Origin of the sequence: Rhizobium sp. L51/94 (assembly GCF_019355555.1) — a bacterium.
Lineage (GTDB): Bacteria > Pseudomonadota > Alphaproteobacteria > Rhizobiales > Rhizobiaceae > Rhizobium > Rhizobium rhododendri.
This window is the reverse complement of sequence record NZ_CP072142.1, coordinates 213,878-239,984: the sequence shown is the minus strand read 5'-3', so window position 1 is coordinate 239,984 and position 26,107 is coordinate 213,878. Positions and strand designations below refer to the sequence as shown.

The window sequence follows — 26,107 nt, the reverse complement described above, 5'->3', positions numbered from 1 at the left end:
CCACCGCCGCATTCTCGCTTTCACCCCAACCAGGGAGTACTCATAAATGCTGAACCAGCTCCGGCCCGCCATTGTGATGATCGTCGTGACCACGGCTCTCACCGGCCTTCTCTATCCGCTGGCAATGACCGGCGCCGCCCAGGCGCTGTTTCCGACACAGGCCGCCGGCAGTCTTGTCGTCAAGGACGGCAAGGTCATCGGCTCCAGCCTGATCGGACAGGCGTTTGCCAGCGACCGATATTTCCACGGACGTCCGTCTGCTGCCGGCGATGGCTACAATGCTGCCAGTTCCGGGGGCTCCAACCTCGGGCCGACCTCGAAGAAGCTGATCGACCGCGTGAAGGCCGACTATGAGGCCGCCAAGGCTACCAATCCGAATGCAGAGGTGCCCGCCGATCTCGTGACCGCTTCCGGCAGCGGCCTCGATCCGGCCATTTCTCCGGAGGCGGCATACTTTCAGGTACCCCGGATTGCCAAGGCTCGCAACTTGGACGAAGCCAAGGTAAAGACGTTGATTGACACTGTCGTCCAGGGCCGCGAACTCGGCATTCTGGGCGAGGCCACGGTCAACGTTCTGGCTCTCAACCAGGCTCTTGACGCCATGGCCACCTAACAGGCCTTGGCCCGCCCCCGGGCATGGGCCAATTGCGAAAGAATGACTTGATGTCTGCAGGCGACCGCGATCAATTGCTGAGACCTTCACCCGACGCCCTGTTGGAGAAGGCCCGGGCGGAAACACGCGGTCGCCTGAAGATCTTTCTGGGTGCTGCTCCGGGGGTCGGCAAGACCTACGAGATGCTTGTCTCCGGGCGAGCCAAGATCGCCGACGGTTTCGACGTCGTCATCGGCGTCGTCGAGACCCATGGGCGCACGGAAACGCAGGCCTTGCTTTCCGGCTTCGAGATTGTCCCGCGCGTCAAGCTGCCCTACAAGGGGCAGCTGCTCGAGGAGATGGATCTCGACGCTATCCTCGCCCGGCGACCGGACTGGGTGCTGGTCGACGAGCTGGCCCACACCAACGCCGAGGGCAGCCGCCACCCGAAACGCTACCTCGATGTCAAGGAGCTGCTCGACCGCGGGATCAACGTCTACACGACCCTGAACATCCAGCACGTCGAAAGCCTCAACGACGTCGTATCGCAGATCACCCGCATTCGCGTTCGCGAGACCGTTCCGGACTCAATCATCGACATGGCCGACGACGTCGAGATCATCGACTTGACGCCGGACGATCTCATCAAGCGCCTGCACGACGGCAAGGTCTATGTCGCCAAGACGGCGGAGCGGGCGCTGACGAACTATTTTACGCCGGGCAACCTCACGGCCCTGCGTGAACTGGCCTTGCGCCGCACTGCCCAGCGCGTCGACGACCAGCTTTTGACGCACATGCAGGCCAATGCGATTGCCGGGCCCTGGGCCGCCGGCGAGCGCATTCTCGTCTCCGTCGATGAAGATCCGCGCTCGGCATCGCTGGTGCGCTACGGGGCGCGGATGGCATCGCGCCTTCGGGCGCGGTGGTCGGCGGTCTATGTGGAGACAAACCGTTCGATCAATCTCTCGGAGACGGAGCGCGACACGATCGCGGCCACCCTGAGGCTTGCCGAACAGCTGGGCGGCGAGGCGATCACCATTCCGGGGCGGGACGTCGCGGAGGAACTGCTGCAGCACGCCGCCAGCCAGAACGTCACCCATATCGTCACCAGCGCACCGCGCAAGCGGCGCTGGCGGGACACCTTCTTGGGGTCGGCATCGGACGCGCTGATCCGGCGCGCCGGCGATATCAGCGTCCACGTCATTTCCGGCAACGACAAGGATGCGCCGGTGGCAGGACGGGGTGTCGCCAGCGCCACAGCCGTTCCGTCGTTCGACTTGAAAGCCTATCTCCTTGCCACCGGTTACGTCGTCATCGCGCTGATGGTCGGCGCACTCCTCGACCAGTTCCTCGATGTCCGCAACCTGGCGCTCGTCTTTCTGATGGCGGTGCTGACCTCTGCTGTCATGCACGGGCTGCGGCCGGCGCTCTATTCGTCGGTGCTCGGTTCGCTGGCCTTCAACTTCTTCTTCCTGCCGCCGCGCTACACCTTCACGATCAGCGATCCCGAAAGCGTGCTGGCGCTGTTCTTTTTCTTCGGCGTGGCGATCATCGCCAGCAACCTAACGGCAACGGTGCAACGGCAAGCCGCTGCCGCCCGCCATCGAGCCCGGACCACCGAAGACCTGTATCTGTTTTCGAAGAAGCTTGCCGGCACCGGCACGCTGGACGACGTTCTGTGGGCAACGGCCTTCCAGCTGGCCTCCATGCTCAAGGTTCGCGTCGTGCTGCTGTTGCCGGAAGACGGCACGATTGCCGTCAAGGCGGGCTATCCGCCGGACGACACGCTGGACGACGCCGACATCGCGGCTGCGCGCTGGGCCTGGGATCATAACCACGCCGCCGGTCGCGGCGCCGATACGCTGCCAGGCGCCAAGCGCCTCTATGTTCCGCTGCGCACCGGCCGCTCGGCCGTCGGCGTGATCGGCCTCGACAGCGATCGGCGCGACGGCCCGCTGCTGACGCCGGAGCAGCAGCGCCTGCTGGACGCGCTGGCGGATCAGGCCGCACTCGCCATCGAGCGCATTCAGCTCGTCGGCGACGTCGACCGCGCCAGGCTTGCGGTCGAGGCGGATCGGTTGCGATCGGCATTGCTGACCTCCATTTCCCATGATCTGAAGACGCCGCTGGCGGCCATCCTCGGTGCTGCCGGGACGTTGCGCGACTATCTGGATTCGATGACTGCCGAGGACCGCGCCGACCTGCTGTCGACCATCGTTGACGAGTCCGAACGGCTGAACCGCTTCATTGCCAACCTTCTCGACATGACGCGCATCGGGTCGGGCGCGATGGAGCCGAACAGTGCGCTGTACTTCATCGAGGATATCGCCGGCAGCGCGCTTCGGCGAAGCGCCAAAATCCTCGCCCATCACCAGACGCAGCTGCAGATCGCCGCAGACCTGCCGATGGTGCGCGTCGATCCGGTGCTTCTCGAGCAGGTGTTCTTCAACCTCCTCGACAACGCCGCAAAATATGCGCCGGAGGGGTCGACCATCAGTATCCGCAGCTGGGCCAATCCCTACAACGTCTTCGTCGAGGTGGCCGACGAGGGACCGGGCATTCCGGGCGATGACCTCGAACGCGTGTTCGATACGTTCTACCGCGTCCGCAAGGGAGACCAGGTGCGCGCCGGGACAGGCCTCGGATTGTCGATCTGCCGCGGCTTTGTCGAGGCGATGGGTGGCACCGTCACGGCAGCAAACCGTATCGACCGGGCAGGCGCCGCCTTCACCATCCGCCTGCCGCGCGCAATCGACGCTCACCCAATGGAAGATCTCAGATGACAGGCGCAGCGATCAAGATCCTCATCGTCGACGACGAACCACCGATCCGTCGGCTCTTGCGCGTCGGGCTGACGGCGCAGGGCTACGATGTCATCGAGGCTGCCGATGCCCTCTCGGCGGCCCGGCTTGTCAAGAACGAGCCGCCTGACCTCATCATCCTCGATCTCGGACTGCCGGACAAACCCGGTCACGAATTGCTGCAGCAATGGCGCGACGAGGGGGTCATCATCCCTGTCGTCATACTCTCCAGCCGGACGGACGAGGGCGGCATCGTCCAAGCGCTGGAAATCGGCGCTGACGACTATGTGACCAAGCCCTTCGGCGTCAACGAACTTGCCGCCCGCATACGCGTCGCTTTGAGACACCGGTTGCAGCAACAGGGCGAGAAGGCCATTTTCCAGACCGGAGGACTATCCGTCGATCTCGTCAAGCGGATCGTGCGGGTGGATGGCGTCGAGGTCAAATTGTCGCCAAAGGAGTACGACATCCTCCGCGTCATGGCGCAATATGCCGGCAAGGTGCTGACGCACCAGTTCGTCCTGAAACAGGTCTGGGGACCTGCCGCCGATGTGCAGTATCTGCGCGTCTATGTCCGCCAACTCAGGCAGAAGATCGAGGCATCGCCCGACCAGCCGGTTTATATCACCACGGAAACGGGCGTCGGCTACCGGCTGCGGGCGCCAGACTGAAGCATTAGCTTCAGGCCGAAGGAACGTATCGGCGCTCACGCGATGAGGGCAGGCCTCGGCGGCTATGTCTGAACTAGATCGCGTCTGCATACGAAATATTTATATTGCTCGACGCTAATGTCCTTCACTGGCGCACCATGCAGATTTTGAACGACTGCCTGGTGGGCCGATCCGTGAAGACATCGTGGGGAAAATACCTTGGATCGCGCGTTGGGAGTACCAGTCACATTCCAGGGATGCGCCGGGTTCATCCATGATGGCAGCGGCAGCACCGGAGTAGTCATGCTTCCCGCCTGGGGGTTCGAGGAACTGACGATCCGGCGCGGCTGGGCCGGGTTTGCGGAGAGACTGGCGAAAGCCGGTTATTGCTGTCTGCGCTTCGATTGGCCCGGCGCCGGCGACAGTATCGGAGATACTAAAGCCGGTATCTCCTTGGCCGACTGGCTGGATGCCGTCAAGGCAGCGGCGAACGTCCTGACCGAACGTTATTCGTTGGAAAGGGTCGTCCTCGTCGGCCATGGCGTCGGGGGGCTGCTGGCACCCCACTGCGCCGATCTCGTGTCTGCCGCCGCCGTCGTTCAGATGGCGCCTCAAAGCGAAGGCAGGACTGGGCTGCGCGAACTGGAAATCCTCGGTCGTCTGATCGGCTCTTTCCTCGGCCTGCCCAATGCCCCCTCGAAGGATACGATAGAGATCGCCGGCCACTCCATCTCCATGGCCCTGGCCAAGGAGATCGCTGCGCTACGGCTCGATGAGAGCACCCATCTCCGTTCGGCAATTCCGCTTCTGTCCGTGTTGAGGCCGGGCATTCCAGGCGCGGCAGACTGGCCGAAGCGGCTTGCCACTGCAGGATTTACAGTCACGGCTGCGACATATACGGGGTCGGAAGGCTTTCTCGCCTATAACCAGGCGTCGGTTTCGCCGCTCGAATGTTTCGAAAATGTTTGCGCGTGGCTGGTGCAGACGGTGCCGCCGGGCACACGGGAGGTCCCCGGGCAACGGCCATTGGCGGAGGATCTGCGAGGGGACGGATACAGCGAGAGGCCGGTGCTCTTCGGGCACGGGGGACGCCTGTTCGCCATCCTGTGCCTGCCGGATACATCGCCGCCGCGAGCAACCGTCATAATGATCAATTCAGGCGACAACTACCACATCGGCTGGGCGCGCATGCATGTCGAGTTCGCGCGGAAGCTGGCGCGGCAAGGCATTGCCAGTTTCCGGATCGACACCGGCGGTATCGGCGACGCTGAGGATATCGATGGGCACGCCTACTACGTCGATGGGCAAACCCGCGACGTGATCGAGGCCGTCACGACGGTCGAGGCGCTCGGTCTCGGTCCCGTCCTCGTATCGGGCAGATGCAGTGGAGGATATGCGGCGATCCAGACGGCGGTGGCAGATCCGCGCATCCGGGGACTGGTCGCCGTCAACACCGTACGGCTCGGACTTTCGCCATCAGAGACGTTCGAGCAGATCATGAGCGGCGGAACATCTTCCGTCGCAAACTATCGCCGGCGTGCATTTTCGACGCAGATCGCAAGGGATGTTCTCAGCGGCCGCAAGTCGCTACTGGCAGTCAGTGCAAAAGGCCTGCGTATCGCCAGGAGACAGCTCTCGGCGCGCCTCCCGCCTTTCGCAGGCGCTCTTTCGAGTGCCGGGAGGCTGACGGCTTCCATCCGCCAACAGGCACAGCAACTACAAGACCGCGGGGTTGCGGTGTTTTTGCTTTATGCCGAGAACGATGGCGGCCTGGACGAGCTGGCTCGCCATTTCGGCAAGCGCCATGCCTCCGAATATGACCATGCGACGATCCGTATCGCAGCCGGTGCGGAGCACAACATGACCGCCCGGTACGCTCGCGACGAAATCCTCAAGGAGCTGGTGGCATGTGTCGAGGCGATTGAGCGCCTCGGCAAGGCAGCTCTCGTGCTGCCGCCGGCTGATATGGCTAACAAGGGCTTAACCTAAGGATGTACGGACTAACATAATTTTAAGCTGTCGGATTGTATGAGGAAGTGGATCAAAGGATTTTCCCGATGCGCGTGGCGATTGTACATGATTGGCTTTACACGATCGGCGGTGCCGAGCGGGTATTGCAGGAGATGCTGCGCTGCTTCCCACAGGCCGATGTCTTTTGCCTCTTCGATTTCCTGACGCAGGAAGACCGTGACCGCATCGGTCTCAAGCAGACCAGAACAAGCTTCCTGCAAAAAATGCCCTTCATGCAGCGGGCGCACCGGGCCTTCCTGCCGCTGATGCCGCTTGCCATCGAGCAGCTCGATCTGTCGTCCTACGACCTCATCATTTCCAGCAGCTATGCGGTGGCCAAGGGCGTGCTGGCCGGGCCTGACCAGCTGCATGTTGCCTACGTGCATTCGCCGATCCGCTACGCCTGGGATCTGCAGCATGCCTATCTCGCCCGCAATCGAAATCCCGTGACGCGGCTTTTGGCGCGGCCGCTCCTGCACAAGCTGCGCATCTGGGATACCCGCACCGCCAACGGACCGGATCTGCTGCTGGCAAATTCGCACTTCGTCGCGCGGCGCATCCGCAAGGTCTATGGTCGCGAGGCGAAGGTGCTCTATCCGCCGGCCAATCTTTCGACGCGCCAGCAAGAGGCGGCGAAGGGCGACCACTTTCTCGCCGCCAGCCGGCTTGTGCCTTACAAGAACATCGAGGCGATTGTCCGTGCGTTCGGCGAGTTGCCCGACCAGCGGCTGATCGTGGCCGGCGACGGCCCCGAGGCGGCGCATCTTCAGACAATCGCTGGAGCCAACGTCACGTTTTCCGGCTTTGTCAGCGACACCGCGCTGCGTGACCTGATGGCCACTGCGCGTGCCTTCATCTTTGCCGCAGAAGAGGATTTCGGCATCATTTCGGTCGAAGCCCAGTCTGAGGGAACGCCGGTGATTGCTCTTGGGCGCGGCGGCTCCTGCGAGACCGTCGTCGACGGCCGGACCGGCCTGTTCTTCGATCGGCCCGAGCCATCCGCCATCGCTGCCAGCGTCCGCTTGTTTCTTGGCCGCGAGGGTGAATTTTCGCCGGAAAACTGCAAGGCGCAGGCCGCGCGTTTCTCCGCCGAGCAATTCCGCTCGGGTCTGCGCGCACATGTTAACGAAACCATTTCAGCGTACAAGTCGTCTGTAGTCGGATACGTTCCCCGCGATAGATTTACGATGGAAGACGGATGACGCAATGATCGACAGGCGTGACATGGCGGAGGATCGGTCGATCGACGCACCGGCTAGCGTTGAGCGCAGCGGTATCGTCGCGACGATATGGCGCCACCGCCTGCTGGCGCTCGCCATCCTTGCGACAGTGGTGCTGCTCTCCGTCGTCGCGACCATCGTCATTCCGCCGCGTTACCTTGCAACCGGCTCGGTCATCGTTGCCGAGGACGATCCGGCCACGCGCACGTCGGATGTCTGGGCCCAGAAACAGGGCGACCCGGCCGATCTGGAAAGCCAGATCATGATCGTGCGCTCCTCGCGGCTGCTGAAGATCGCGTTGGCGCAACCCGGCGTCTATGACGAGGTGATCGCCGAATGCCGCAATGCCGGCGCCCGCTGCGCAACTCTTCCGGCCGATTCCCAGCTGCTGGCCGACACGGTAGCGCAACATTACGCCGTCGCCGCCATCGGCCGGTCCCGTGTTCTGTCCATCTCGTACAATTCCGCACTTCCGGCCACCGCGATGACGTTGGCGAATGCTCTGGTCACGGCCTATCTGGACGACCAGCGCAGCTCTCAATCCAACAGCCGTGAAGTTGCCGCAAAGTATCTGTGGCAGGAGATCGCCAATCTCGACACCGAAATTCGCGACAGCCTTGCCAAGATCGAGGCCTTTCGGCAGCAGAACGGACTGGTGCAGGGATCGACTGCAGCGATCAGCTCCGAAGGCCTGACCAGCGTCAGCCAGCAGCTTGCCGCCGCCGAACAGGCCAAGGCGCAGGCACAGGCCCGCCTCGATGCCATCAAGGACACGCGCAACGGGCAGGATGCCTCGACCATGGCGCTGGAAAACCGCACGGTTGCCGATCTCAGGCAGCAGATGGCGACGATCGGCAACCAGCTGGCTGCCAGCAACACAGTGCTCGGACCGCGACACCCGCAGCGTCGCATGCTCGAAGCCTCGATGGAGCTGCTGCAGAAGCAACTGACCGCCGAGATCGACCGCATATCGGCCAATGCCCGCAAGGATTACGAAACCGCCTCCAGCCTGGTGACAGCGCTCAAGGCACAAACCGCCAAGGCCAAGGACAACGCTGCCGATGCACGCTCGCATGAGGCTTCCATCGAAGGCATGGTTCGGGATGTGGAGGCCAAGCGCCAGCTTTATACGCAGCTCTATCAGCGCGCCAGCGAACTGGAGTCGGAGCGCAGGTCGCTAAACGGCGGTGCCCGCCTCGTCAGCCTCGCCGAAATGCCGACCACACCCTATTTCCCGAAAAAGATGCCCATGGTGGCTGCGGGACTGGCCCTTGGGCTGTTCTTCGCTGGCGCAGGCTGCGTGTTCTGGGACCGCTTCCGTGCAGATCTGCAACCACGGGGAAAAATCGTTCGTCCGTTTGCCAGGACGCGGAAAGAGCCGGCGCCAGATCCCGCTGCCGTGGCTGCAGCACCCGATGCGGTCGTTGTCGCTGAGAAGCTTCCGGTCATCGCCGCACTGCCGGCGTCGGGTCTGGCAGAAAAGCCCGACGAGACGCTTTTGACCATGGCGTGGTGGAGTATGCTGTCTGCCGGGTTCCGACAGAGCGTGCGGCAGATCGCGGCCGACCTCGTCGAAACCTCGGGCGGACGGCCGCTGGTGTTCCTGCCCGTCGGCAATGACTCGCGCAATGCGCCGTTTGCCTGTCTGCTGGCGGGACAGGCGCTGGTGAAGGGCGGGCTCAGGGTCCTGATGATCGAATGCGCGCCCTCGTCTCTGGAGTTTGCAGCTGCGTTCGAACTCCCCGCAGATCACCCGACCCTTGGCGACGTGCTGGCTGGAAAGGTCGAACCTGCGGCCTCTGTCTCCCGGACGCAAACGCCCGGTCTCGATGTCATCCCCGGCAGGCCAGCCGATCTCGACCTTTTTGCCACCGCCAAGCGGCAGGGGCTGACGGCGATGATGGACTGGGCCGGCCACTATGACTTTGTGCTGCTTAGCGGCCCGGCGTTGTTCGATTCCCGCTCCAACCATGTCCTTGCCATGCTCGCAGCCCAGCTGCAAATCCGTGCCGTCGTTTGCGCAGACAGCGGTGGCGAGACCGACAAGGAGCTGGATGAGGCGAGCGCAGTGATGGCGGAACTCGGTCTGCTCAGCGTCGGGGCGCTGCTCTTGCCGCCAATTGGCCCGGACAGACACTCGGCGGATATTCCAGCCCGGCTACAGAGAAGGAGCGCCTGATGGGCGCACCGCGCGTTCTATTCGTGAACCAGGCAGGGGTGATGTCGGGCGCAGAATACGTCCTTGCCAGCCTGACTGTCGGCTGGAAGGACGCTTCCGCATTCCTGCTCGAGGGTGGGCCGCTCGAAGATGTCCTTCGCCGGCAAGGCATCGATGTCTCGGTCGCTTCCGGCGCGAAACTCGGCACGATCAAGCGCGACCAGTCCCTGTTTGCAGCCTTGCCGCTCGTGGCGCGGCTTTTGAGACTGGTCCGCGCGATCGCCGCTGCCGCTCGCCAAAACGACGTGGTCTACGCCAATTCGCAAAAGGCGTTCCTGCTGTCTGCTCTCGCCTCGTTTTTGCTCCGGCGTCCGCTTATCTGGCATCTCCACGACATCATGGACGGTCGCCATTTCGGGTCAATGCAGCGCCGGATGCAGGTCATGCTGGCGACTATGCGGGCAGCCTGCGTCATCGTGCCGTCGCAAGCTGCCGCAGACGCGTTTGTCGCTGCCGGAGGCCGTGCCGGCTCTGTGCACATCGTCCCAAACGGGATCGCGCTCGACCAGCCGCCGACGCTCGACCGCGCCGCGCTCGGGCTCCCGCAGGGCCCACTCATCGGCGTCTTCAGCCGGCTGGCGCCTTGGAAAGGCCAGCATGTGGTGCTTGAGGCCCTGGAAGCTCTTCCCGGTGTTCAGTGTATTATCGTCGGCAGTGCGCTGTTTGGCGAGGATGAATACCGCAGTCGCTTGATCGATATGGTTGGCAGAGCCGGACTGGCGGATCGCGTCCACTTTCTCGGCCAGCGTGCCGATGTGCCCTGCCTGATGCAGGCGGTGGATGTCGTTGTTCATCCGTCCGTCGATCCGGAACCATTCGGGCTGACGCTCGTCGAGGCAATGCGCGCGGGGACTCCGGTCATTGCCACCGACACCGGCGCCTCCGCTGAAATTCTGGATGGCGGCAAGGCGGGAACGCTCGTTGCTGCAGGCGACGCCAGAGCGCTCGCAGCCGCCCTGTTACGCTTCCTTGAAAACCGTAAGCCCTTTGGCGAAAAGGCGACGGTCGGAAAGCAGCGCGTCAACGCCGTCTACGACATCGTCACCATGCGGCAGACCGTGTCCCGCATCGTGGCAAAGGTTGCGGCGGCATGACGGCCATGAGGATGGATGTGTCCGGCGGGCTGCATGGAAAAAACTGGGGCAGAATTCCCGGCTGGCTCACCGCGCTGGCGTTGATCGGCCTATTCGCGGTCATCGGCAATTTTACCGGCGGGCTTGGCAGGCCGCTGTTCGTTGCCGGTTGCATCGGCGTGGCAATCCTTGCCTGGCGCAACGGCATTGCCTCGCATTTCCAGGCAAGCCTCGTGCTGTTTGCCTTTGCGCCGTTCGTCAGGCGGGTCATCGACAACGGCGCCGGCTACGATGAACTCGGCCTGGTGCTGATCGGACCACTGATGGCGCTTCTCGTGCCCGTCGTCGAACTGCGCCATATCGTCAACCGCAAGGAAAGCTTCGACAGCCGTCTCGGTCCTCTCGTGCTTGTCTGTGGCTGCATCGTCTATGCCGGCGTGCTGTCTCTCCTGCAGGGCAAGATGAACGATGCGGCGAGCGGCCTGCTGAAATGGATGACACCGGTGCTTTACGCAGCCGTGCTGACAATCCGCGCAGACCGCGACGAGATCCTGGATGCCGCCGTGCGCGCCTTTTTCGTCATCCTGCCGATCACCGGCCTCTACGGCATTCTCCAATATGTCGATCCCCAGCCGTGGGACCGCTACTGGATGCAGTTCGCGCCCATCCTGTCCATCGGCGATCCCGTGCCCTATGGCGTCCGGGTATTCTCGACGATGAACAGCCCGGCGAGTTTCGCAAGTTTTACGGCGGCAGGCCTCCTGCTCGTTGCCTTCCTGCGCACAGGGTGGATTTCGTTGTTCGTCGCCGCGCCGTCGATCCTCGCCTTGTTGCTGACGCTCTACCGCACCGCTTGGCTGTCGCTGATCCTGGCCCTGATCTTCTGCCTGGCCTTTACCAGCACGCGCCTGAAGGCGCAGGCGATCGCCATCTTCCTGGTTCTGGCCGGCGCCATTGCCGTGACCATTCCGCCCTTTTCGGATGTCATCGGAGAGCGCCTGGCAACACTCGGTCAAGGCAGCCAGGACGGCTCGTTCCAGGAGCGCCTGATGCAATATTATACCCTTTGGATGCAGCCGGACAGTTCGGTGATCGGCAACGGCTTTACCGTCACCGATGTCGGCTCGGCCGGCCAGATGCCGATCGACGGCATGATCATTGCCTGCTGGATAACGATGGGGATCGTCGTCGGCATTCTGTGCCTCTGCAGCTTCGGCTGGGCGATATCGAACGCCGTCATGCGGTCCCTCGTGCAGCGCTCGCGCCAGGCGGTCATGATCGGGGCAATGGCGATGGGCAGCCTGCTGCAGATCCCTTTGGCCAATATCACGGCGGCCGAGGCGGGGTTCCTGTTCTGGAGCTTCGTCGTCCTGATGCCGCTCGATCCGCGCCCCGGCGAAACGCGCAGTGGCCCAGCTTCATGACGAAAACAGAACAGGAAAACGAGCCAGCACCGGCGGCAGAGCCTTCGATCAAGAAGGTCGCAGCGAGGCTCTCGAGCGGTGCCTTGTTCAGCAAGACCCTCGGCTTCGTACGCGAGGTCTTCATGGCGCATGTGGTCGGTGTCGCAGCACTCGCCGACAGCTTCCGAAGCTCGATGACGATCATTCTGCTGCCGCTCGCCTTCCTGCAGAACGAGAGCGTTCCCGCAATCCTCATTCCGCGCATGCAGGAGGCGGGGCGCAATGGCGAAGCCGCCCGCCGTCTGGCAGCGATGACCGTCGCTCTCTCCGCCATCGGTGCACTGCTGATGGTGCTCACCATCGTTATCGCCGATTTCCTGGTGGATACGATGATGGCAGGCGTTTCGGCTGCAGATCAGCAGGAGACGATCTATTTCGTGCGGATCATGGCGTTCTCGATGCCGGCCTCCGTGGCGATCAATTGCCTGGCAGCGGGCGAAATCGCCTTCGGCAAGACACGCGTGACCAATGCGCGTGCCGCCATGCTCAACATCGGCGTGATGCTCGGCCTCTGCATGCTGGTGCTTACCGGCAAGGGCCAGATGCTTGCCATCGCCTTCACCTTGTCTTTCAACGGCCTTGCGATCTGGGCGATCTGGGCTTTGTGGCGCGAGGGGAACCTTGCCCTTCGCGAGCTCAGCGTCGCCGACATCCGGACCGAGACAAACATCTTCCTCGGCCGCCTCGTGCCGTTCCTGCCGCTGCCGGCGGCCGAACAGACGAGCATCTGGCTCGAGCGGCTGCTTGCCTCAAGGCTGACGACCGGCGCCATCGCATCCATGGATTATGCGCGTACACTGACCGACAGCGCGCTGCTGCTCGTCAGCCAGCCCATAGGGCTCGCGGTCCTTTCCCACGGTGGAGACGGCAAGCTGAAGGAGCAGGCGGAGGCGATTACGCGTTTCGTCGCCATCGTGATGATGCCGGCCTCGGCTTTCATCTTCGTCTTTGCGCCCGATATCGTCCGCATGATCTTCCAGCGCGGCGCCTTCAATGCGCTTGGCGTCGAATTGACCAGCGAGGCATTGCGCGGCATTTCCATCGGACTATGGGCATCGACGCTTGGATGGATCCTGCTGCGGCTGTTGAACCGGGCCAACCGCAGCACGCTTGCCGCCGGCATCCTCGTCGCCTCCTACCTTGCCAATATCGGCATCAATGCCACCTCGGCGGCGCTGCAGCACACGCATACCTACGGGACCTTCTTCCTGGGGCTCGGCGAGACTGTCCGCAGCCTCGTCATGTGCACTACCGTCATCATCGCACTCGGCACGCCGATGTCGCTGTTCAAGCTGCTGGCACGGGGGCTCCTGCCGGTCGCGCTGATGGCCTTTGCGGGCAAGGAGATCATCGGCTTTTTCGACGGCGGACTTGCGCGACTTGCCTGCGGTATCGGGGTCTATCTCGTCGCGGTCGTGTTTGCTGCCGCCTTGCTCGCCCCGGAAATATTCGGGAAGCTCTACCGTTCGATAATGTCAAGGAAAGGAACGCCGCCTGATGCCTGACAGCGCTTTGTCGCCTCCATCGTTTTCCTCGTCCATGCTGGCTGCCATGGCGCGGTGGATCGATGCCATGCGCAGTGCGCGGGGCTGTTTCTTCACCTTTCACCGGGGCGCGCCCGCCGCGATGTGGCCAACCCTGCCAAACCGCAACTTCTATCTCGATCTCGATTTTCTCGATGCGTTGCTGAGCTATCTGGCAGCCAGCCGACGCAAGGTGGTGACGATCGAGGAAGGGTTGACGCTGGCGAGAGACCCTCTGACACGCAATAGCTTCGTCAATTTCTCCATCGACGATTGCTACCGCGACACCTACGAGACGGTTGTCCCGCTGTTTCGCCGGCACGGCGTGCCGATAACGCTGTTCGTGACGACCGGAATTCCGGACGGGACCCTCCCGATGTGGTGGATCGGTCTCGAGGAGACGATCCAGCAGAGGGATTACATCATCGTAGACGGCAGCCGTGTTGCGACGGAGACGGCACAGTGCAAAGTCTTGGTGTTCGAGGACTTGCAGAACAGCTGGAGTGGCCGCGAGGCCAACACCCGCTACGAGACGTTCTGCCATGAGAACGATGTCGACGTCGCGGCGGTGCATCGGCGGCATGCGATCACCTGGGACATGCTGTCGGAGCTGGCGAAGGATCCGCTGGTGGAAATCGGCTCGCACACTCTGTCCCATCCCCGGGTTTCCGCACTTTCGCCAGAGGATGCACGGCGCGAACTGGCGGAAAGCCGCACGCGCCTGCGCGAAAAGCTCGGCGTTCCCGTTGCCCATTTCGCATTCCCCTATGGGCGCGTGAACGACTGCGGTCCGCGCGATTTCGAGATTGCCCGCATGTCAGGCTACGAGAGCGTCGCGACGACCACGAAGGGCGTGCTCAAGGCTGGCGACGTTCCATATGCCTATCCGCGCGTCACCCTGAATGGCGCTCACCGCAACCTGTTGATACCGGAGCTTCATATCGCCGGCGCGTCGGCAGCCGCCGCGAGGATGCTCGGTCGTGTCTAAGGAGAAACTGAGGGTCATCTCTATCGCCCATACCGGCGTTTCGCGCGCGGCCGGCCGCTTGCGTTATGCACCGTTCGAAGGTCGAAGCGATCTCGACGTCCACCTGGTCGTGCCGAGCCGCTGGAAGCAGTTCGGTCGCAGCCTGTCCGCCGATCCCGGTGGCGACCCCGGCGTGACCACGCATGTCCTGCCGATCCTGTTCCCTCATGCCGGGCCGTTCAGCTGGTACCTGCACGTCTATCGCGGCCTCGGTCGTCTCATCCGGGAAACGCAGCCTCACGTCATCCACCTCTGGGAGGAGCCCTGGAGTTTCATCGCGCTACAGGCCCGCATACTGAAGGGCGATGCCGCGCTCGTACTTGAGGTTGACCAGAACATCCTCAAGCGGCTGCCGCCGCCCTTCGAGGCGATCCGCAAGGATGTGCTTGGCCACACCGCCCATCTCCTGTCCCGCAGCAGCGACGCCACCGTGGTGGCCCAGGCAAGGGGCTATCGCGGGCCGGTGAGCACGATCGGCTACGGTGTCGACCAGCAGGTCTTCAGGCCGATGCCCGCAACAGGCGATGCCTCCGGATCGTCGCGGCTGGTCCTCGGCTATGTCGGCCGCCTGATCGAGGAAAAAGGCATTCACGATGTTCTTGATGCCATGGCCCTGACGAAAGCTCCGGTTTTACTGAAACTGATGGGCGAGGGGCCCTTCGAAGGCGAATTGCGCGCACGGGCAGAGCGGCTCGGTCTCAGCGACCGCCTGACTATCCGCCCATGGGACAATCCCGAAGGCGTTGCCGACTTCATCCGTTCGCTGGATGCACTTGTGCTCATGACGCATATGACCCCGGCGGTGAAGGAACAGTTCGGGCGAGTCATCATCGAGGCGCAGAGCTGCGGGGTTCCGGTGATCGGCGCGCGCTCGGGAGCCATTCCGGATGTTGTCGGCAAAGGCGGATGGATCGTGCCTGAGCGGGATCCCGGTGCGATTGCCGAGCTTTTGACGCATATCCATCAAAACCCGCAGGCCAGGTTCGACAAAGCGGTTGCGGGGCTCGAAAATGTGCGCAACTCGTTCACCTACGAGGCAATCGCCGACCAGCTCCATTCCGCCTGGAAAGCTGCAGCGGCAGCCCGCCGCCATCGCTGAAGCCTTCAGCGCGTGACAAGTGCCATGTATGTCTCGCCACCGGGAAGGGCTTCGAAGACGTAGCGGTCACCGGAAACTTCGTGGGTCTCCCGAAGACCGTCCCAGCCCCAAAGCTCGATCCGGCGCGCGCCTTGTGGCAGGTCGATGGTCCAGCGACCACCCGAGATATCCGTCCATCCGCGCAGGTTGTGCCATACGAACAGATCCGACTTCGGTCCGGTCAGATGCATCGTTCCGCTGTGGTAGGGATCGGAGGCAACGATGGTCATGTCGCCGGCAATGCCGAGAACACGCTGCATCACCTTGGAGCGCTCCTCCGGCCGCCAGGGTGACTCGCTTGCCGCCATCGCGTAGCCTGGCCCATCGACGCGCGCGGTATCGCCGATATTCCACGGGAATGCGAAGACGGTGACGGGCTGGCCCTTCGCGCCGACGACCCCAAAATTGTCCCAGAAAGCCGTCAGGAAGAGTTTGGCCGAGAGTTTCTCATCCCCCCAGCCTTCACTGCGGGAGATGTTGAATTCCGTAGCGTAGAAATTGATATCGCGCTTCAGGCCCATGTTGGACTTGATCTTGTCGAAGCAGGTCTGCGCGGAAAATTGACGGCCTTCCGTCAGGGGGTACCAGCGGTCGTTGTAATAGGTGTGCAGGTCGAGGCCATCCAGCTTGCCGTTCTCCAGCAGGTCGGCGATGGCCGGACCGTAGCCCCTGAGCGTGGCGTCGCCGTCGATATTGCAGGCGGCAAACCCTCCGGGAACGACTTTGAGCGTCCTGTCGATCGAATGGATGCCGTCGGCCAGTCCTGCGAGCGCGTCGTGATAGTCCTTCTTCGGGATGGTGTTCTGCACATCCGGTTCGTTAATGGCGGCAAAGATCGTTGCGCCGAAATCCTTGATGCCGTTTTCGCGGCCCCAATCGCCGTTCGGACGGAACCGCCGGGCATACTCGGCGCCGGCACGGAACCAGTCGCTGTAGGCGCCGACCGGCTGCGGCGGATCGATGTACTGGTAACTGCCCTCGTATTCCAGAAGCATCACCGGCGTTATGCCCTTGTGAAAGGCTTCCATCATGGCGGCGTCGAAGTCGTGCGGCGTGGGAATGCGCTTAAGATCCCGCCAGCCGTAGGAGTTCATCCGCCCAAGGCGGGCACCGATCGCATGCAGGCCCTCGTAAAGCGGGGCCGTCGCCTCTCCTGTCAGATGCGTGACGATGTTGCCGCTTCCCGTTCGCCACCGCAGCGTTCCCTCGGCGGCAAAAGCTTGCCCGGCGATAGACGCCAGGACGAGGCTGACGCAGCCTGCCCAGCAGAGGAAAGCCCGAGGCAATCGGCTCATGCATATTTCTCCCGGAGCACGTCTTCGGCAAGGCTCACATAGCGCCGGCTTATCTCATTCCAGCTGTAGCTGTCTGCCGTGGCAATTGCACCTGCCTTGAGTGTCTGGAGGCCGCTTTCGCCGGAAAAAACGAGGGCAAGCTTCCTGGCGATGTCGTCCCGGTCGCGGTCGATGCCGTAGCCGTTGACACCGTCCTTCAGATACTCCTCGATACCACCGACACGGGTTGCCAATACGGGCACGCCACAGGCCATTGCCTCCATGCAGACCAACGAGAAAGTCTCGTAGGCCGTGGGCAGGACGAAGGCGTCGGCAGCGGGGTAGATGCGCTCCATATCACGGCGTTCGCCGGCAAAAACGATACGGGATGCGAGGGACCCTGCCATGGCGACATAGGGTTTGCGATTGTCAGAGCCGACAACGAGGAGCCACAGGGTCGGATCGTTCAGCGTCTGCATGGCCTGTATGACGTAGGCGAGGCCCTTGCGGCTGAATTCGTGGCCGACGAACAGCAACAGTCTGGCGTTATCCGGAATTCCGAACTCGGCACGCAGCGCATGGCCGCCTCTCGGTTCCGCCCTGAACTTGGACAGGTCTATCCCGTTCGGAATGATGGCGATACGGTCCGATGGAACCCTGTAATTGTCCATCAGCTCGTGCTTGACGCGGCCCGACACGGCCACATAGCGGCGATACCTGAGGCCGCCGATCATCAGCCTGTCGCGGACGGCAACCCAGGCATGGATCGGGTTGAGGAGCCAGCTCCACTGCCCGGCACGTCGCTTTTCCTTCAGGTTCTCGGCATTGACGGCGTGCACCACCAGGATGTCGCCATAAAACGTATCGCCATGGCTGATCAGCACGCTTTCTCTTTTGGGCAGGTTCGCAAAATTGGCCGCGATCGTGAAGATCGGCACGACCACCATCCGCCCGGCATGGCGAAACAGCCCCCGCTTCGGGAGGCGTGCGAGCCAGGGCACAATCGGCCGGAGCTTGACATTGGCAGGGGGAAATTGCGGCGTCGTCGATGCCACGACCGAGTTTACCTGGCCGAGCTGGCCAAAGGCGATCGACAGGTCCCAAGCGACCCGTTCTGCACCCCCCACGGTGTTGAATTCCTGGATGATTTGGACAATCTCGAAGGTCATGGGTGTGGTGGTGCCTGTCGTTTGTCAACGCTTTATTGAGGATAACGTAATAGAAGCCTTATCTAATCATTAACCTTCTCAGATCGCTTGTCGACAGCTTAAGTCATTGATGGTTAATGCCAAAATTTTTTCCCGACATGATACATTTCGGGCTATCCACTGTATTTCTGTTGTATTTTTGCATCGATAGGCAGTCGTAATGTTCACTTTCGGCACGCCTCCAGTTCGTCCGAAGTCATTTCTGGCAAGGTGGCGGTGATCTCTTTCGCCGCCCTAGATTGTTTTGGCGCCGTATCACAGAGTTTTGATCGGGGCTCTCATTTTTGCAGCGATGGCGGCGCTCGGACGTTGGCGATAGGGTATGCACGCATCGTCGCCAGCAGGCCGGTGTCCTTTGCATTCCGTCGCGTGTGCCATCGACAAGGATGCAACTGTCGGCGTTGTCATTGGTTCAGTTGGTGCGGAATTGACCGGCGAGTGCTGCCGGCGCGAAAATGGGAGAGAGAAATGGAATATCGGCAACTCGGCCGTTCGGGCCTGAAAGTCTCGACGATCACGATGGGCACCATGACCTTTGGCGGTGTCGGCTGGGCGAAGACCGTCGGTGATCTCGGCGTCAACGAGGCGCGGCGCCTCGTCGATATCTGCGTCGATGCCGGCGTCAACCTGATCGACACGGCCGACGCCTATTCGCAAGGTGTCTGCGAGGAAATTCTCGGCGAGATCATCGGTGGGCCCCGCAAGAACGATGTTCTGGTCGCCACCAAAGTGCGCTTCCCGATGGGCGACGGCCCGAACAGCAGCGGCCTCTCCCGCCAGCACCTGATCGCCGGTTGCGAAGCCAGCCTCAAGCGCATGAAGACCGATGTCATCGACCTCTATCAGGTCCACGAATGGGACGGGACGACGCCGGTCGAGGAAACCATGGAGGCGCTGGATACGCTCGTGCGTCAGGGCAAGGTCCGCTATATCGGCTGCTCCAACTTTTCCGGCTGGCACATCATGAAGGCGCTTGGCGTTGCCGAGCGTGATCGTTACCAGCGCTTTGTCAGCCAGCAGATCCACTACACGCTGGAAAGCCGAGACGCTGAAAACGAACTCATCCCGATCAGCATCGACCAGGGTCTCGGTATCCTGATCTGGAGCCCGATTTCCGGCGGTCTTCTGTCAGGCAAGCATCGCCGCAATCAGGCAGCTCCCGAAGGTACGCGCCAGTTTGCCGGCTGGACCGAACCGCCGATCCGCGACGAAGACCGCCTCTGGAATATCGTCGACGCGCTGGTCGAAATCGGCGACAGCCGTGGCGTGTCTGCCGCCCAGGTGGCTCTTGCCTGGTTGATCGGCCGCAAGGGCGTGACCTCCGTCATCATCGGCGGCCGCACGGAAGCGCAGTTCAGGGACAACCTTGCTGCTGCCGAACTCAAGCTTACCGACGAGGAGCGGGCAGGGCTCGACAAGGTCAGCCAACCCTGGCTGCAATACCCCTACTGGCACCAGAAAAACACCGCCACCGATCGCCTGAGCGAAGCCGACCTCAGCCTGATCGCGCCCTATCTGCAGGACGCATGATGATCACGACATCAGACCCCGGATAGGGTCTGCGCAAACTGCCGGTCAGGCGGGCTCGTCGAGCCGCACGAGGTGACCGGCAGATACTTCGCGGTAGCTGCGTACAGGCGGCTCATAGCCGATGGCACGGATCGGGCTTCTGAGCTCATCCGTCGACATATCCCGCTTGATGCCCCGGCGCGAGGGATCGGGGACTGGAACCGCCGCGATGAGTTTCTTCGTATAGGGATGCTGCGGGTTTTCGAACACCGCCGCGCGCGGTCCGATCTCGACGATCTCACCCAGATACATCACGGCGACGCGGTGACTGACGCGCTCGACAACCGCCATGTCGTGGGAGATGAACAGGAAGGCGAGGTGCAGGCTCTGCTGCAGGTCCATCAGCAGATTGCAGACCTGCGCCTTGATGGAGACATCGAGCGCCGAGACGCTCTCGTCGGCGACGATGACCTTCGGATCGAGCGCCAGGGCACGGGCGATGCAGATGCGCTGACGCTGGCCGCCGGAAAACTCGTGCGGGTAGCGGCTCATCATGTCGGCCTTCAGGCCGACACGTTCCAGCAGGTCGGCCGCCTTGTCGCGCGCCTGGGCGCGGGTAGCGAGGCCGTGCTCGATCACGGGCTCAGCGACGGCAAAGCCGATGGTCAGCCGGGGATTGAGGCTGGCGAACGGGTCCTGGAAGATCATCTGGATGCTGCGACGCATCTGGCGAAGGGCCAGTGAATCCAGCTTCATCACGTCGTAGCCGTCGAGATGCACCTCTCCGCCATCGGGCTCTATGAGACGCATGATGGAGCGCCCGGTGGTCGACTTGCCGCAACCGCTTTCGCCGACAAGCGACAGAGTTTCGCCCTGAAAGAGATCGAACGAGACGTTTTCCACCGCATGGATGGCGCCGGTCTTTCGCCCCAGCAGGCCGCCATGGATATCGAAGCGGGTGGTGAGGTTCTTGACGTCGAGGATCGGCGTCTGGCGGCGATCGACGGTGTCTGCCACCTCGCCCGGTTGCTGGAGGACACCGGTGGCCGCATCGACGACGGGGAAACGCAGCGGCCAGGCCTTGTCCGTCATCGAACCGAGGCGGGGGACGGCGGAGAGGAGAGCCCGGGTATAGGGATGCTTGCCGCGATGGAAGATATCGTCGGTCGCGCCGCTCTCGACCGCTTCGCCGCGATACATGACGATGGTGCGGTCGGAAATTTCGGCGACGACGCCCATGTCGTGGGTGATGAAGAGGACGGACATGCCTTCCTCCTCCTGCAGGATCTTGATGAGGTCTAGGATCTGCCCCTGGATCGTCACGTCGAGCGCGGTGGTAGGCTCGTCGGCGATCAATAGCTTCGGCCTCGAGGCCAGCGCCATGGCAATCATCACTCGCTGGCGCATGCCACCAGAGAACTGGTGCGGATACTCATTGAAGCGCGAGGCGGCGTTGGGAATGCGCACCTTTTCGAGGAGGCGAATGGTCTCTGCCTTTGCCTCGGCCTTCGAAATATCGCCGTGGCAGGTGAGTGCTTCCGAGATCTGGCGGCCGATGGTGAAGATCGGATTGAGCGAGGTCATCGGCTCCTGGAAGATCATCGCGACGTCCTTGCCGCGAACGCCTCTCATTTCCTTGTCGGACAGTGAAAGGATATCGCGGCCTCCAAGCAGGATGCTGCCCTCGATCCGGCTGCTGTTGGCAGCAAGCAGGCGCATGATCGACAGCGAGGTCACACTCTTGCCCGACCCGCTTTCCCCGACAATCGCCACGGTTTCACCGGGCATGACATCGAAGGAGATGTCGCGGACGACCGAACGCCACTGGCCATCGACGCGAAAAGAGGTCGTCAGATGGGAGACTGACAGCACCGGCACTGCACCGGTCATGGTCTTCTCAGCGGCTGTATCGGTCATGGAGTACCTCGATATCTGCTATGGGCGGCCGAGTTTCAAACGGATTTCGGCGAGGTGGCAAAGGAGGCCGACGATAGCCCGGCGGCCTTGCGCTCGGCCTCCATCCGCGCAATTTCCGCATCGATTGCGCTGCGGTCGATCATGCCGCTCGGGTTCTCCCGGGTTGGCGCGGTTTCGGCGACGGGCAGGTAGCGCTCCTTTGCCACGGCGTAGAGACGCCGCAGTTCGGCGAGCGGTTCGGCGTGGTCGTCGACGCGGATGTTGAGCCAGGCATAGTCCTGGTCGCGGTAAATCACGAGCGCTGCAGATTGCTGCCCGCGCTTGTCGCCGCCGGCGTCTTCGCCGGCCTGCATCGCTTCCAGCAGCCCTTCGGCCAACGGCGCTCCGGACGTCTTCTTGAATGTCTCAAGCGTTTTGGCGATCACCTGCGGGCCGGACAGCATGTTGCCGGCAACGGAAACGTTCTCGTCGACGAGATGGCCGGCCCAATCGATGCATTTTCCCCCGGTAAAGGCTGCGTTGCGGCCCTTGCCGTCGATCAGGTGCAATTGACGCTGCTCGTGGCCGTCGTCGCGATTTGTGAGTGCAGCAATGGTCTGCTGCGGCGTCTTGCCCTCGGCCAGCATGATCAGGCCGTCCGTTCCATAGAGCGGGCTCGAGAAAGCCTGCGTCGCGATGGCGCCGACACCCCCGCGTATATGAGGCACGATGCTGCCGACCGCGAAAAAACGCGTGGCGACGGCGATGGCGAGGTGGCCGGTTTCGGGATCGCGGGTAACGATGGACCAGGTCATATCAACGCCCCACTGCATAGGCTTGCATTAGCCGCGGTGTGGCCGCTGCCCGGAGCAAGCCGCAGGCGTCGCGTCCGGCCGCAGTCAGCCGGCCAACGGTCCACTCGTCCGCAACCGTCAACCGGTGACCCTTGGCGCGCAGGGCTTCCAGCACCTCCGACCCGAAATTCGCCTCCACCGTCAAACCGCCTGGCTCGCGGGTGCGGGGATAGAACGAGCTCGGAAAATGGGTCGTGTGGAACAGCGGCGTGTCGATCGCCTGCTGCAGGTTCATCTTGTGGTGGACGTAGTGCAGGAAGAACACCAGCTGCCACTGGTCTTGCTGGTCGCCACCGGGCGTTCCGAAAGACAGAGCCGGGCGGCCCTCGTGGAGTGCTATCGACGGCGTCAGGGTGGTCCTCGGCCGCTTGCCGGGTGCAAGCGACGAGGGCAGCCCAGGCTTCAGCCAGAACATCTGGGCCCGGGAATTGAGGCAGAAGCCGAGGCCCGGAATGGTCGGAGACGATTGCAGCCAGCCGCCCGAGGGTGTCACGGACACCATGTTGCCCTCGCGGTCGATCACGTCGATATGCACGGTGTCGCCGCGCTTTTCGGTCAGATGCGACATGGTCGGCTCGTAGACGGCGCCCGACTTGGCAGCCGAGTTATCCAGCATGGCCATCGTCGCGTCCCACTGGGCCTCGAAACCCACAAGCTTGCCGGGGCGCAGGTCGATCGAGGCTTCGGGTGCGATCAGCTTGCGACGTTCCGCAGCATAGGCTTCCGACAGGAGGTGGTCGAGCGGTACGTCGCAGAAATCGGGATCGCCGTAGTAGACCTCGCGGTCGGCAAAGGCGAGCTTCATCGCCTCGGTGACGGTGTGGACGAAATCGGCGCCCGCCGGGTCCATCGCGGCGATATCGAAGCCTTTCAACAGCGACAGCGCCTGCAGGAAGACGGGTCCCTGACCCCAGGTGTCGGTCTTTGCCACCGTCCAGCCATGATAGTCGAACGTCTGCGGCGCCTCGACGGTCGCCGACCAGCCGGCCATGTCTTCGCCGGTCAGTACGCCCTTGTGCCTTGTTCCGCTCGCGTCCATCACCGCATTGTTGCGCACGTAGCCATCGATCGCCTCGGCAATGAACCCTTTGTAGAATGCGTCTCGGGCAGCATCGACCTGCGCCTCGCGGCCGCGCTTGCTTTCCGCCTCGGCGATAACCCGGCGCCATGTTTCGGCCAGTGCCGGCTGTCGAAAATTCGAATGTGGCTCCGGATGAGAACCGCCGGGAAGCCAGTGGGCATGGGATGTAGGCCACTCCGTTTCGAAGAATTGGGAAAGGCCCTTGATGGTTGCCGAAACCCGGGGAAGGACTGGATGGCCATTTTCGGCGTAATAAATAGCCGGCTCAAGAACATCGCGGACGGTCATCGTGCCATAGTCGCGCAGCATTAGCATCCAGCCGTCGAAGGCGCCCGGAATGACGGTCGATAGCAGCCCATCGCCGGGAATGAGCGTCAGGCCTTCACTCGTGTAGTGCTCGATGGTGGCGCCGGCCGGGGCGGGACCCTGGGCGCAGATCACCTCCACCTTGCCCTTCTTCTTCGAATAGATCAGCGCCGGCAGATCGCCGCCTGGACCGCACAGATGCGGTTCTATGATCTGCAGGACGAAACCGGTAGCAACAGCGGCGTCGAATGCATTGCCACCCTTTTCCAGGATGCTCATACCGACCGCCGAGGCGATCCAGTGGGTGGATGTGACAACACCGAAGGTGCCGAGGATCTCGGGGCGCGTGGTAAAAGCGTTCATGGCAAAGTCCTTTGAGAGTAATCAGGAGTCGCGCGGGTCGAGGGCATCGCGAAGTCCGTCGCCGAGAAGATTGAAACCGATAACGACGAGGAAGATCGCCGCTCCAGGCCACATGGCCATCCACGGCGCCTGGCCGAGAAAGTTCTTGGCGACGTTGAGCATGGAGCCCCAGCTCGGTGCCGGCGGCTGCTGGCCGAGGCCGAGGAATGAGAGGCTCGCCTCGGCAATGATTGCCGTCGCGATGGTTAGGGTGGCCTGTACGAGGATCGGGGCGAGCACGTTGGGCAGGATGTAGCGGGTGATGATGCTGAAGTGACGAAGACCGATCGAGCGGGCGCCTTCGACATATTCCTCGGTCTTGACGGCCATCACCTGGCCGCGCGTCAGGCGGATGAAGACGGGCATGGCGGAGAGGCCGATGGCAATCATGGCGTTGGTGAGGCTTGGTCCGAGGAAGGCGGCAAGCGCGATGGCCATGATCAGGAAAGGCATGGCGAGAAACGCTTCCGTCACACGCGAGATGATCATGTCGATCCAGCCGCCGAAATAGCCGGAGATAAGGCCGAGCGGCACGCCGATGACGACTGCGATGGCCACCGAGAAGATGCCGGCCATCAGCGACGCCCGCGCGCCCCAGATCATGCGCGAAAGGATGTCGCGACCGATGTCGTCGGTGCCCAGCCAATGGGCCGCTGAGGGTGCCTTGCGGATGGAAGACCAGCTGGTGGCGATAGGATTGGGGATGGGCAGGAGGGGTGCTGCAATCGCCATGACGACAAAGAACAGGATGATGACAAGCCCAATGAGCGCGCCCTTGTTGGCTTTGAGCTTGCGCCATGCGCGGTTGGTCGAGCGCGGGCTGGCGGTTGAAACCGGGATGGAAGCGACGGGGTTGATCGTGCTCATAGGGCGGCCCTTAGTCTCGGATTGAGAAGGACGGAAAACACGTCGGCAACGAGGTTCATGAAAATGAAGCCCACGGCGGTGCAGAGCACCACGCCCTGGACGACCGCATAGTCGCGGTTGAAGACGGCATCGACGATCAGCTTGCCGAAGCCGGGAATGGTGAAGATCTGCTCGGTCAGCACCGCGCCCGCCAGCAGTTCGCCGAACAGCAGGGCACTGACGGTGATGATCGGCAGCAGCGCATTGCGAAACGTATGCTGCAATACCACGGCAGATTCCTTGAGACCCTTGGCGCGCGCCGTTCGGATGTAATCGGCGCTGAGCACGCTCAGCATGGAGGATCGTGTGTGGCGCATCAGGGTTGCCGCCAGCGCATTGCCCAGCACGAAGGCGGGCATCAGCATCGTCTTGATCGATTGCAGCGGATCGTCGAAGAAGGGCTGGTAGCCGGAGGCCGGCAGCCAGCCGAGCTTTACCGAAATCAGCAGGATCAACATGATGCCGAGCCAGAAATTCGGGATCGACAGGCCGCACAACGCGACGATGTTGGCGAAAAAGTCGATGATCGTGTTGCGCTTGACGGCCGCGAGGATGCCCATCGGAATGCCGATGACGACGGCAAAAATCATCGACATGACGGCCAGCTGCAAGGTCACCGGCAGTTTCTGGGCGACCAGGGTGAGGACGGGCTGGTTGGTGCGCAGCGAGATGCCAAGGTCGCCCTTGAGCACCGCGCCCAGCCAGTACCCGTATTGATAGACGACGGGATCGTTCAGCCGGTATTTCTCACGCAGGAATTCTATGACCTGCGGGTCCCGCTCTTCGCCCGCCATGGCAAGGACGGGATCGCCGGGCAAAAGCTTCTGCAGCGAAAAGACGAAGATCGAGATGATGATGAGCGTCGGTATGGCGACGAGCAGTCTCTTTCCGATGTAGGTGTACATGGCCGATCCCAACCTTTTGCATCGGCCGCGCGAGAGTTCCCCGCGCGGCTG

The 26,107-nt window shown here is 62.6% G+C and carries 19 protein-coding genes; 12 read left to right on the top strand and 7 right to left on the bottom strand.

Annotated elements, in window-relative coordinates; all coding sequences use genetic code 11:
* Window positions 1-46 precede the first annotated feature (46 nt).
* From kdpC to J5274_RS19115, 11 genes are all read left to right on the top strand, one after another.
* The gene (gene kdpC / locus J5274_RS19165) at window positions 47-613 is read left to right on the top strand and encodes a potassium-transporting ATPase subunit KdpC (RefSeq protein ID WP_209184750.1); all 567 of its coding nucleotides are present in this window, start codon (window positions 47-49) and stop codon (window positions 611-613) included.
* Between the two features lie 50 nt (window positions 614-663).
* Entirely contained in the window at window positions 664-3,375 is a 2,712-nt protein-coding gene (locus tag J5274_RS19160) for a sensor histidine kinase KdpD (RefSeq protein ID WP_219275506.1), read from the top strand.
* Window positions 3,372-4,064, top strand: coding sequence for a response regulator transcription factor (locus tag J5274_RS19155; RefSeq protein ID WP_209187952.1), 693 nt, complete (start codon window positions 3,372-3,374; stop codon window positions 4,062-4,064). The genes J5274_RS19160 and J5274_RS19155 overlap by 4 nt, the downstream gene beginning before the upstream one ends.
* Before the next feature lie 210 nt (window positions 4,065-4,274).
* Complete coding sequence (locus J5274_RS19150; protein WP_219275505.1) at window positions 4,275-6,032, top strand: alpha/beta fold hydrolase; 1,758 nt, start codon at window positions 4,275-4,277, stop codon at window positions 6,030-6,032.
* Between the two features lie 68 nt (window positions 6,033-6,100).
* Window positions 6,101-7,255, top strand: a complete 1,155-nt coding sequence (locus J5274_RS19145) for a glycosyltransferase (protein ID WP_219275504.1) — start codon at window positions 6,101-6,103, stop codon at window positions 7,253-7,255.
* 4 nt (window positions 7,256-7,259) lie between these two features.
* The gene (locus J5274_RS19140; protein ID WP_219275503.1) at window positions 7,260-9,452 is read left to right on the top strand and encodes an exopolysaccharide transport family protein; all 2,193 of its coding nucleotides are present in this window, start codon (window positions 7,260-7,262) and stop codon (window positions 9,450-9,452) included.
* Entirely contained in the window at window positions 9,452-10,585 is a 1,134-nt protein-coding gene (locus tag J5274_RS19135) for a glycosyltransferase family 4 protein (RefSeq protein ID WP_209187948.1), read from the top strand. Before J5274_RS19140 ends, J5274_RS19135 begins: the two co-directional genes overlap by 1 nt.
* Window positions 10,582-11,988: an O-antigen ligase gene (locus J5274_RS19130; protein ID WP_257625718.1), complete on the top strand. Its 1,407-nt coding sequence runs from the start codon at window positions 10,582-10,584 to the stop codon at window positions 11,986-11,988. The genes J5274_RS19135 and J5274_RS19130 overlap by 4 nt, the downstream gene beginning before the upstream one ends.
* A complete protein-coding gene (locus J5274_RS19125; protein ID WP_219275502.1) occupies window positions 11,985-13,532 on the top strand; it encodes a lipid II flippase MurJ in 1,548 nt (515 codons plus the stop codon). The genes J5274_RS19130 and J5274_RS19125 overlap by 4 nt, the downstream gene beginning before the upstream one ends.
* The gene (locus J5274_RS19120) at window positions 13,525-14,538 is read left to right on the top strand and encodes a polysaccharide deacetylase family protein (protein WP_219275501.1); all 1,014 of its coding nucleotides are present in this window, start codon (window positions 13,525-13,527) and stop codon (window positions 14,536-14,538) included. Before J5274_RS19125 ends, J5274_RS19120 begins: the two co-directional genes overlap by 8 nt.
* The gene (locus J5274_RS19115; RefSeq protein WP_219275500.1) at window positions 14,531-15,676 is read left to right on the top strand and encodes a glycosyltransferase; all 1,146 of its coding nucleotides are present in this window, start codon (window positions 14,531-14,533) and stop codon (window positions 15,674-15,676) included. Before J5274_RS19120 ends, J5274_RS19115 begins: the two co-directional genes overlap by 8 nt.
* Window positions 15,677-15,681: 5 nt before the next feature.
* Here J5274_RS19115 and J5274_RS19110 read toward each other — a convergent pair whose 3' ends face one another.
* Together J5274_RS19110 and J5274_RS19105 are read right to left on the bottom strand one after the other, a co-directional pair.
* Window positions 15,682-17,010: a hypothetical protein gene (locus J5274_RS19110; protein WP_257625717.1), complete on the bottom strand. Its 1,329-nt coding sequence runs from the start codon at window positions 17,008-17,010 to the stop codon at window positions 15,682-15,684.
* Complete coding sequence (locus J5274_RS19105; RefSeq protein ID WP_224128836.1) at window positions 17,007-18,158, bottom strand: glycosyltransferase family 4 protein; 1,152 nt, start codon at window positions 18,156-18,158, stop codon at window positions 17,007-17,009. The genes J5274_RS19110 and J5274_RS19105 overlap by 4 nt, the downstream gene beginning before the upstream one ends.
* 507 nt (window positions 18,159-18,665) lie before the next feature.
* Here J5274_RS19105 and J5274_RS19100 point away from each other — a divergent pair.
* Window positions 18,666-19,727 (top strand): aldo/keto reductase, encoded by a 1,062-nt coding sequence (locus J5274_RS19100; protein WP_209187944.1) that lies wholly within the window; start codon window positions 18,666-18,668, stop codon window positions 19,725-19,727.
* A 45-nt stretch (window positions 19,728-19,772) separates the two neighbouring features.
* On the opposite strand, the gene J5274_RS19095 is transcribed toward J5274_RS19100, so the two are convergent.
* From J5274_RS19095 to J5274_RS19075, 5 genes are read right to left on the bottom strand one after another with little or no spacing between them, the layout of a single operon-like run.
* Window positions 19,773-21,623, bottom strand: coding sequence for an ABC transporter ATP-binding protein (locus J5274_RS19095; RefSeq protein WP_247749793.1), 1,851 nt, complete (start codon window positions 21,621-21,623; stop codon window positions 19,773-19,775).
* A gap of 35 nt (window positions 21,624-21,658) precedes the next feature.
* On the bottom strand, window positions 21,659-22,417 hold the full coding sequence (locus J5274_RS19090) for a DUF1028 domain-containing protein (RefSeq protein WP_219275499.1): 759 nt from the start codon (window positions 22,415-22,417) through the stop codon (window positions 21,659-21,661).
* A 1-nt stretch (window position 22,418) separates the two neighbouring features.
* A complete protein-coding gene (locus J5274_RS19085) occupies window positions 22,419-24,206 on the bottom strand; it encodes a gamma-glutamyltransferase family protein (protein ID WP_142831319.1) in 1,788 nt (595 codons plus the stop codon).
* Between the two features lie 21 nt (window positions 24,207-24,227).
* Complete coding sequence (locus J5274_RS19080; protein WP_219275498.1) at window positions 24,228-25,112, bottom strand: ABC transporter permease; 885 nt, start codon at window positions 25,110-25,112, stop codon at window positions 24,228-24,230.
* On the bottom strand, window positions 25,109-26,056 hold the full coding sequence (locus J5274_RS19075; RefSeq protein WP_219275497.1) for an ABC transporter permease: 948 nt from the start codon (window positions 26,054-26,056) through the stop codon (window positions 25,109-25,111). Before J5274_RS19075 ends, J5274_RS19080 begins: the two co-directional genes overlap by 4 nt.
* Window positions 26,057-26,107: the final 51 nt, after the last annotated feature.

Bases quoted from the DNA above. Each gene is read 5' to 3' on its own strand.
- kdpC (WP_209184750.1), top strand. From the start codon at position 47: ATGCTGAACCAGCTCCGGCCCGCCATTGTGATGATCGTCGTGACCACG.
- J5274_RS19160 (WP_219275506.1), top strand. From the start codon at position 664: ATGTCTGCAGGCGACCGCGATCAATTGCTGAGACCTTCACCCGACGCC.
- J5274_RS19155 (WP_209187952.1), top strand. From the start codon at position 3,372: ATGACAGGCGCAGCGATCAAGATCCTCATCGTCGACGACGAACCACCG.
- J5274_RS19145 (WP_219275504.1), top strand. From the start codon at position 6,101: ATGCGCGTGGCGATTGTACATGATTGGCTTTACACGATCGGCGGTGCC.
- J5274_RS19140 (WP_219275503.1), top strand. From the start codon at position 7,260: ATGATCGACAGGCGTGACATGGCGGAGGATCGGTCGATCGACGCACCG.
- J5274_RS19135 (WP_209187948.1), top strand. From the start codon at position 9,452: ATGGGCGCACCGCGCGTTCTATTCGTGAACCAGGCAGGGGTGATGTCG.
- J5274_RS19130 (WP_257625718.1), top strand. From the start codon at position 10,582: ATGACGGCCATGAGGATGGATGTGTCCGGCGGGCTGCATGGAAAAAAC.
- J5274_RS19125 (WP_219275502.1), top strand. From the start codon at position 11,985: ATGACGAAAACAGAACAGGAAAACGAGCCAGCACCGGCGGCAGAGCCT.
- J5274_RS19120 (WP_219275501.1), top strand. From the start codon at position 13,525: ATGCCTGACAGCGCTTTGTCGCCTCCATCGTTTTCCTCGTCCATGCTG.
- J5274_RS19110 (WP_257625717.1), bottom strand. From the start codon at position 17,010: ATGAGCCGATTGCCTCGGGCTTTCCTCTGCTGGGCAGGCTGCGTCAGC.
- J5274_RS19105 (WP_224128836.1), bottom strand. From the start codon at position 18,158: ATGACCTTCGAGATTGTCCAAATCATCCAGGAATTCAACACCGTGGGG.
- J5274_RS19100 (WP_209187944.1), top strand. From the start codon at position 18,666: ATGGAATATCGGCAACTCGGCCGTTCGGGCCTGAAAGTCTCGACGATC.
- J5274_RS19095 (WP_247749793.1), bottom strand. From the start codon at position 21,623: ATGACCGATACAGCCGCTGAGAAGACCATGACCGGTGCAGTGCCGGTG.
- J5274_RS19090 (WP_219275499.1), bottom strand. From the start codon at position 22,417: ATGACCTGGTCCATCGTTACCCGCGATCCCGAAACCGGCCACCTCGCC.
- J5274_RS19085 (WP_142831319.1), bottom strand. From the start codon at position 24,206: ATGAACGCTTTTACCACGCGCCCCGAGATCCTCGGCACCTTCGGTGTT.
- J5274_RS19080 (WP_219275498.1), bottom strand. From the start codon at position 25,112: ATGAGCACGATCAACCCCGTCGCTTCCATCCCGGTTTCAACCGCCAGC.
- J5274_RS19075 (WP_219275497.1), bottom strand. From the start codon at position 26,056: ATGTACACCTACATCGGAAAGAGACTGCTCGTCGCCATACCGACGCTC.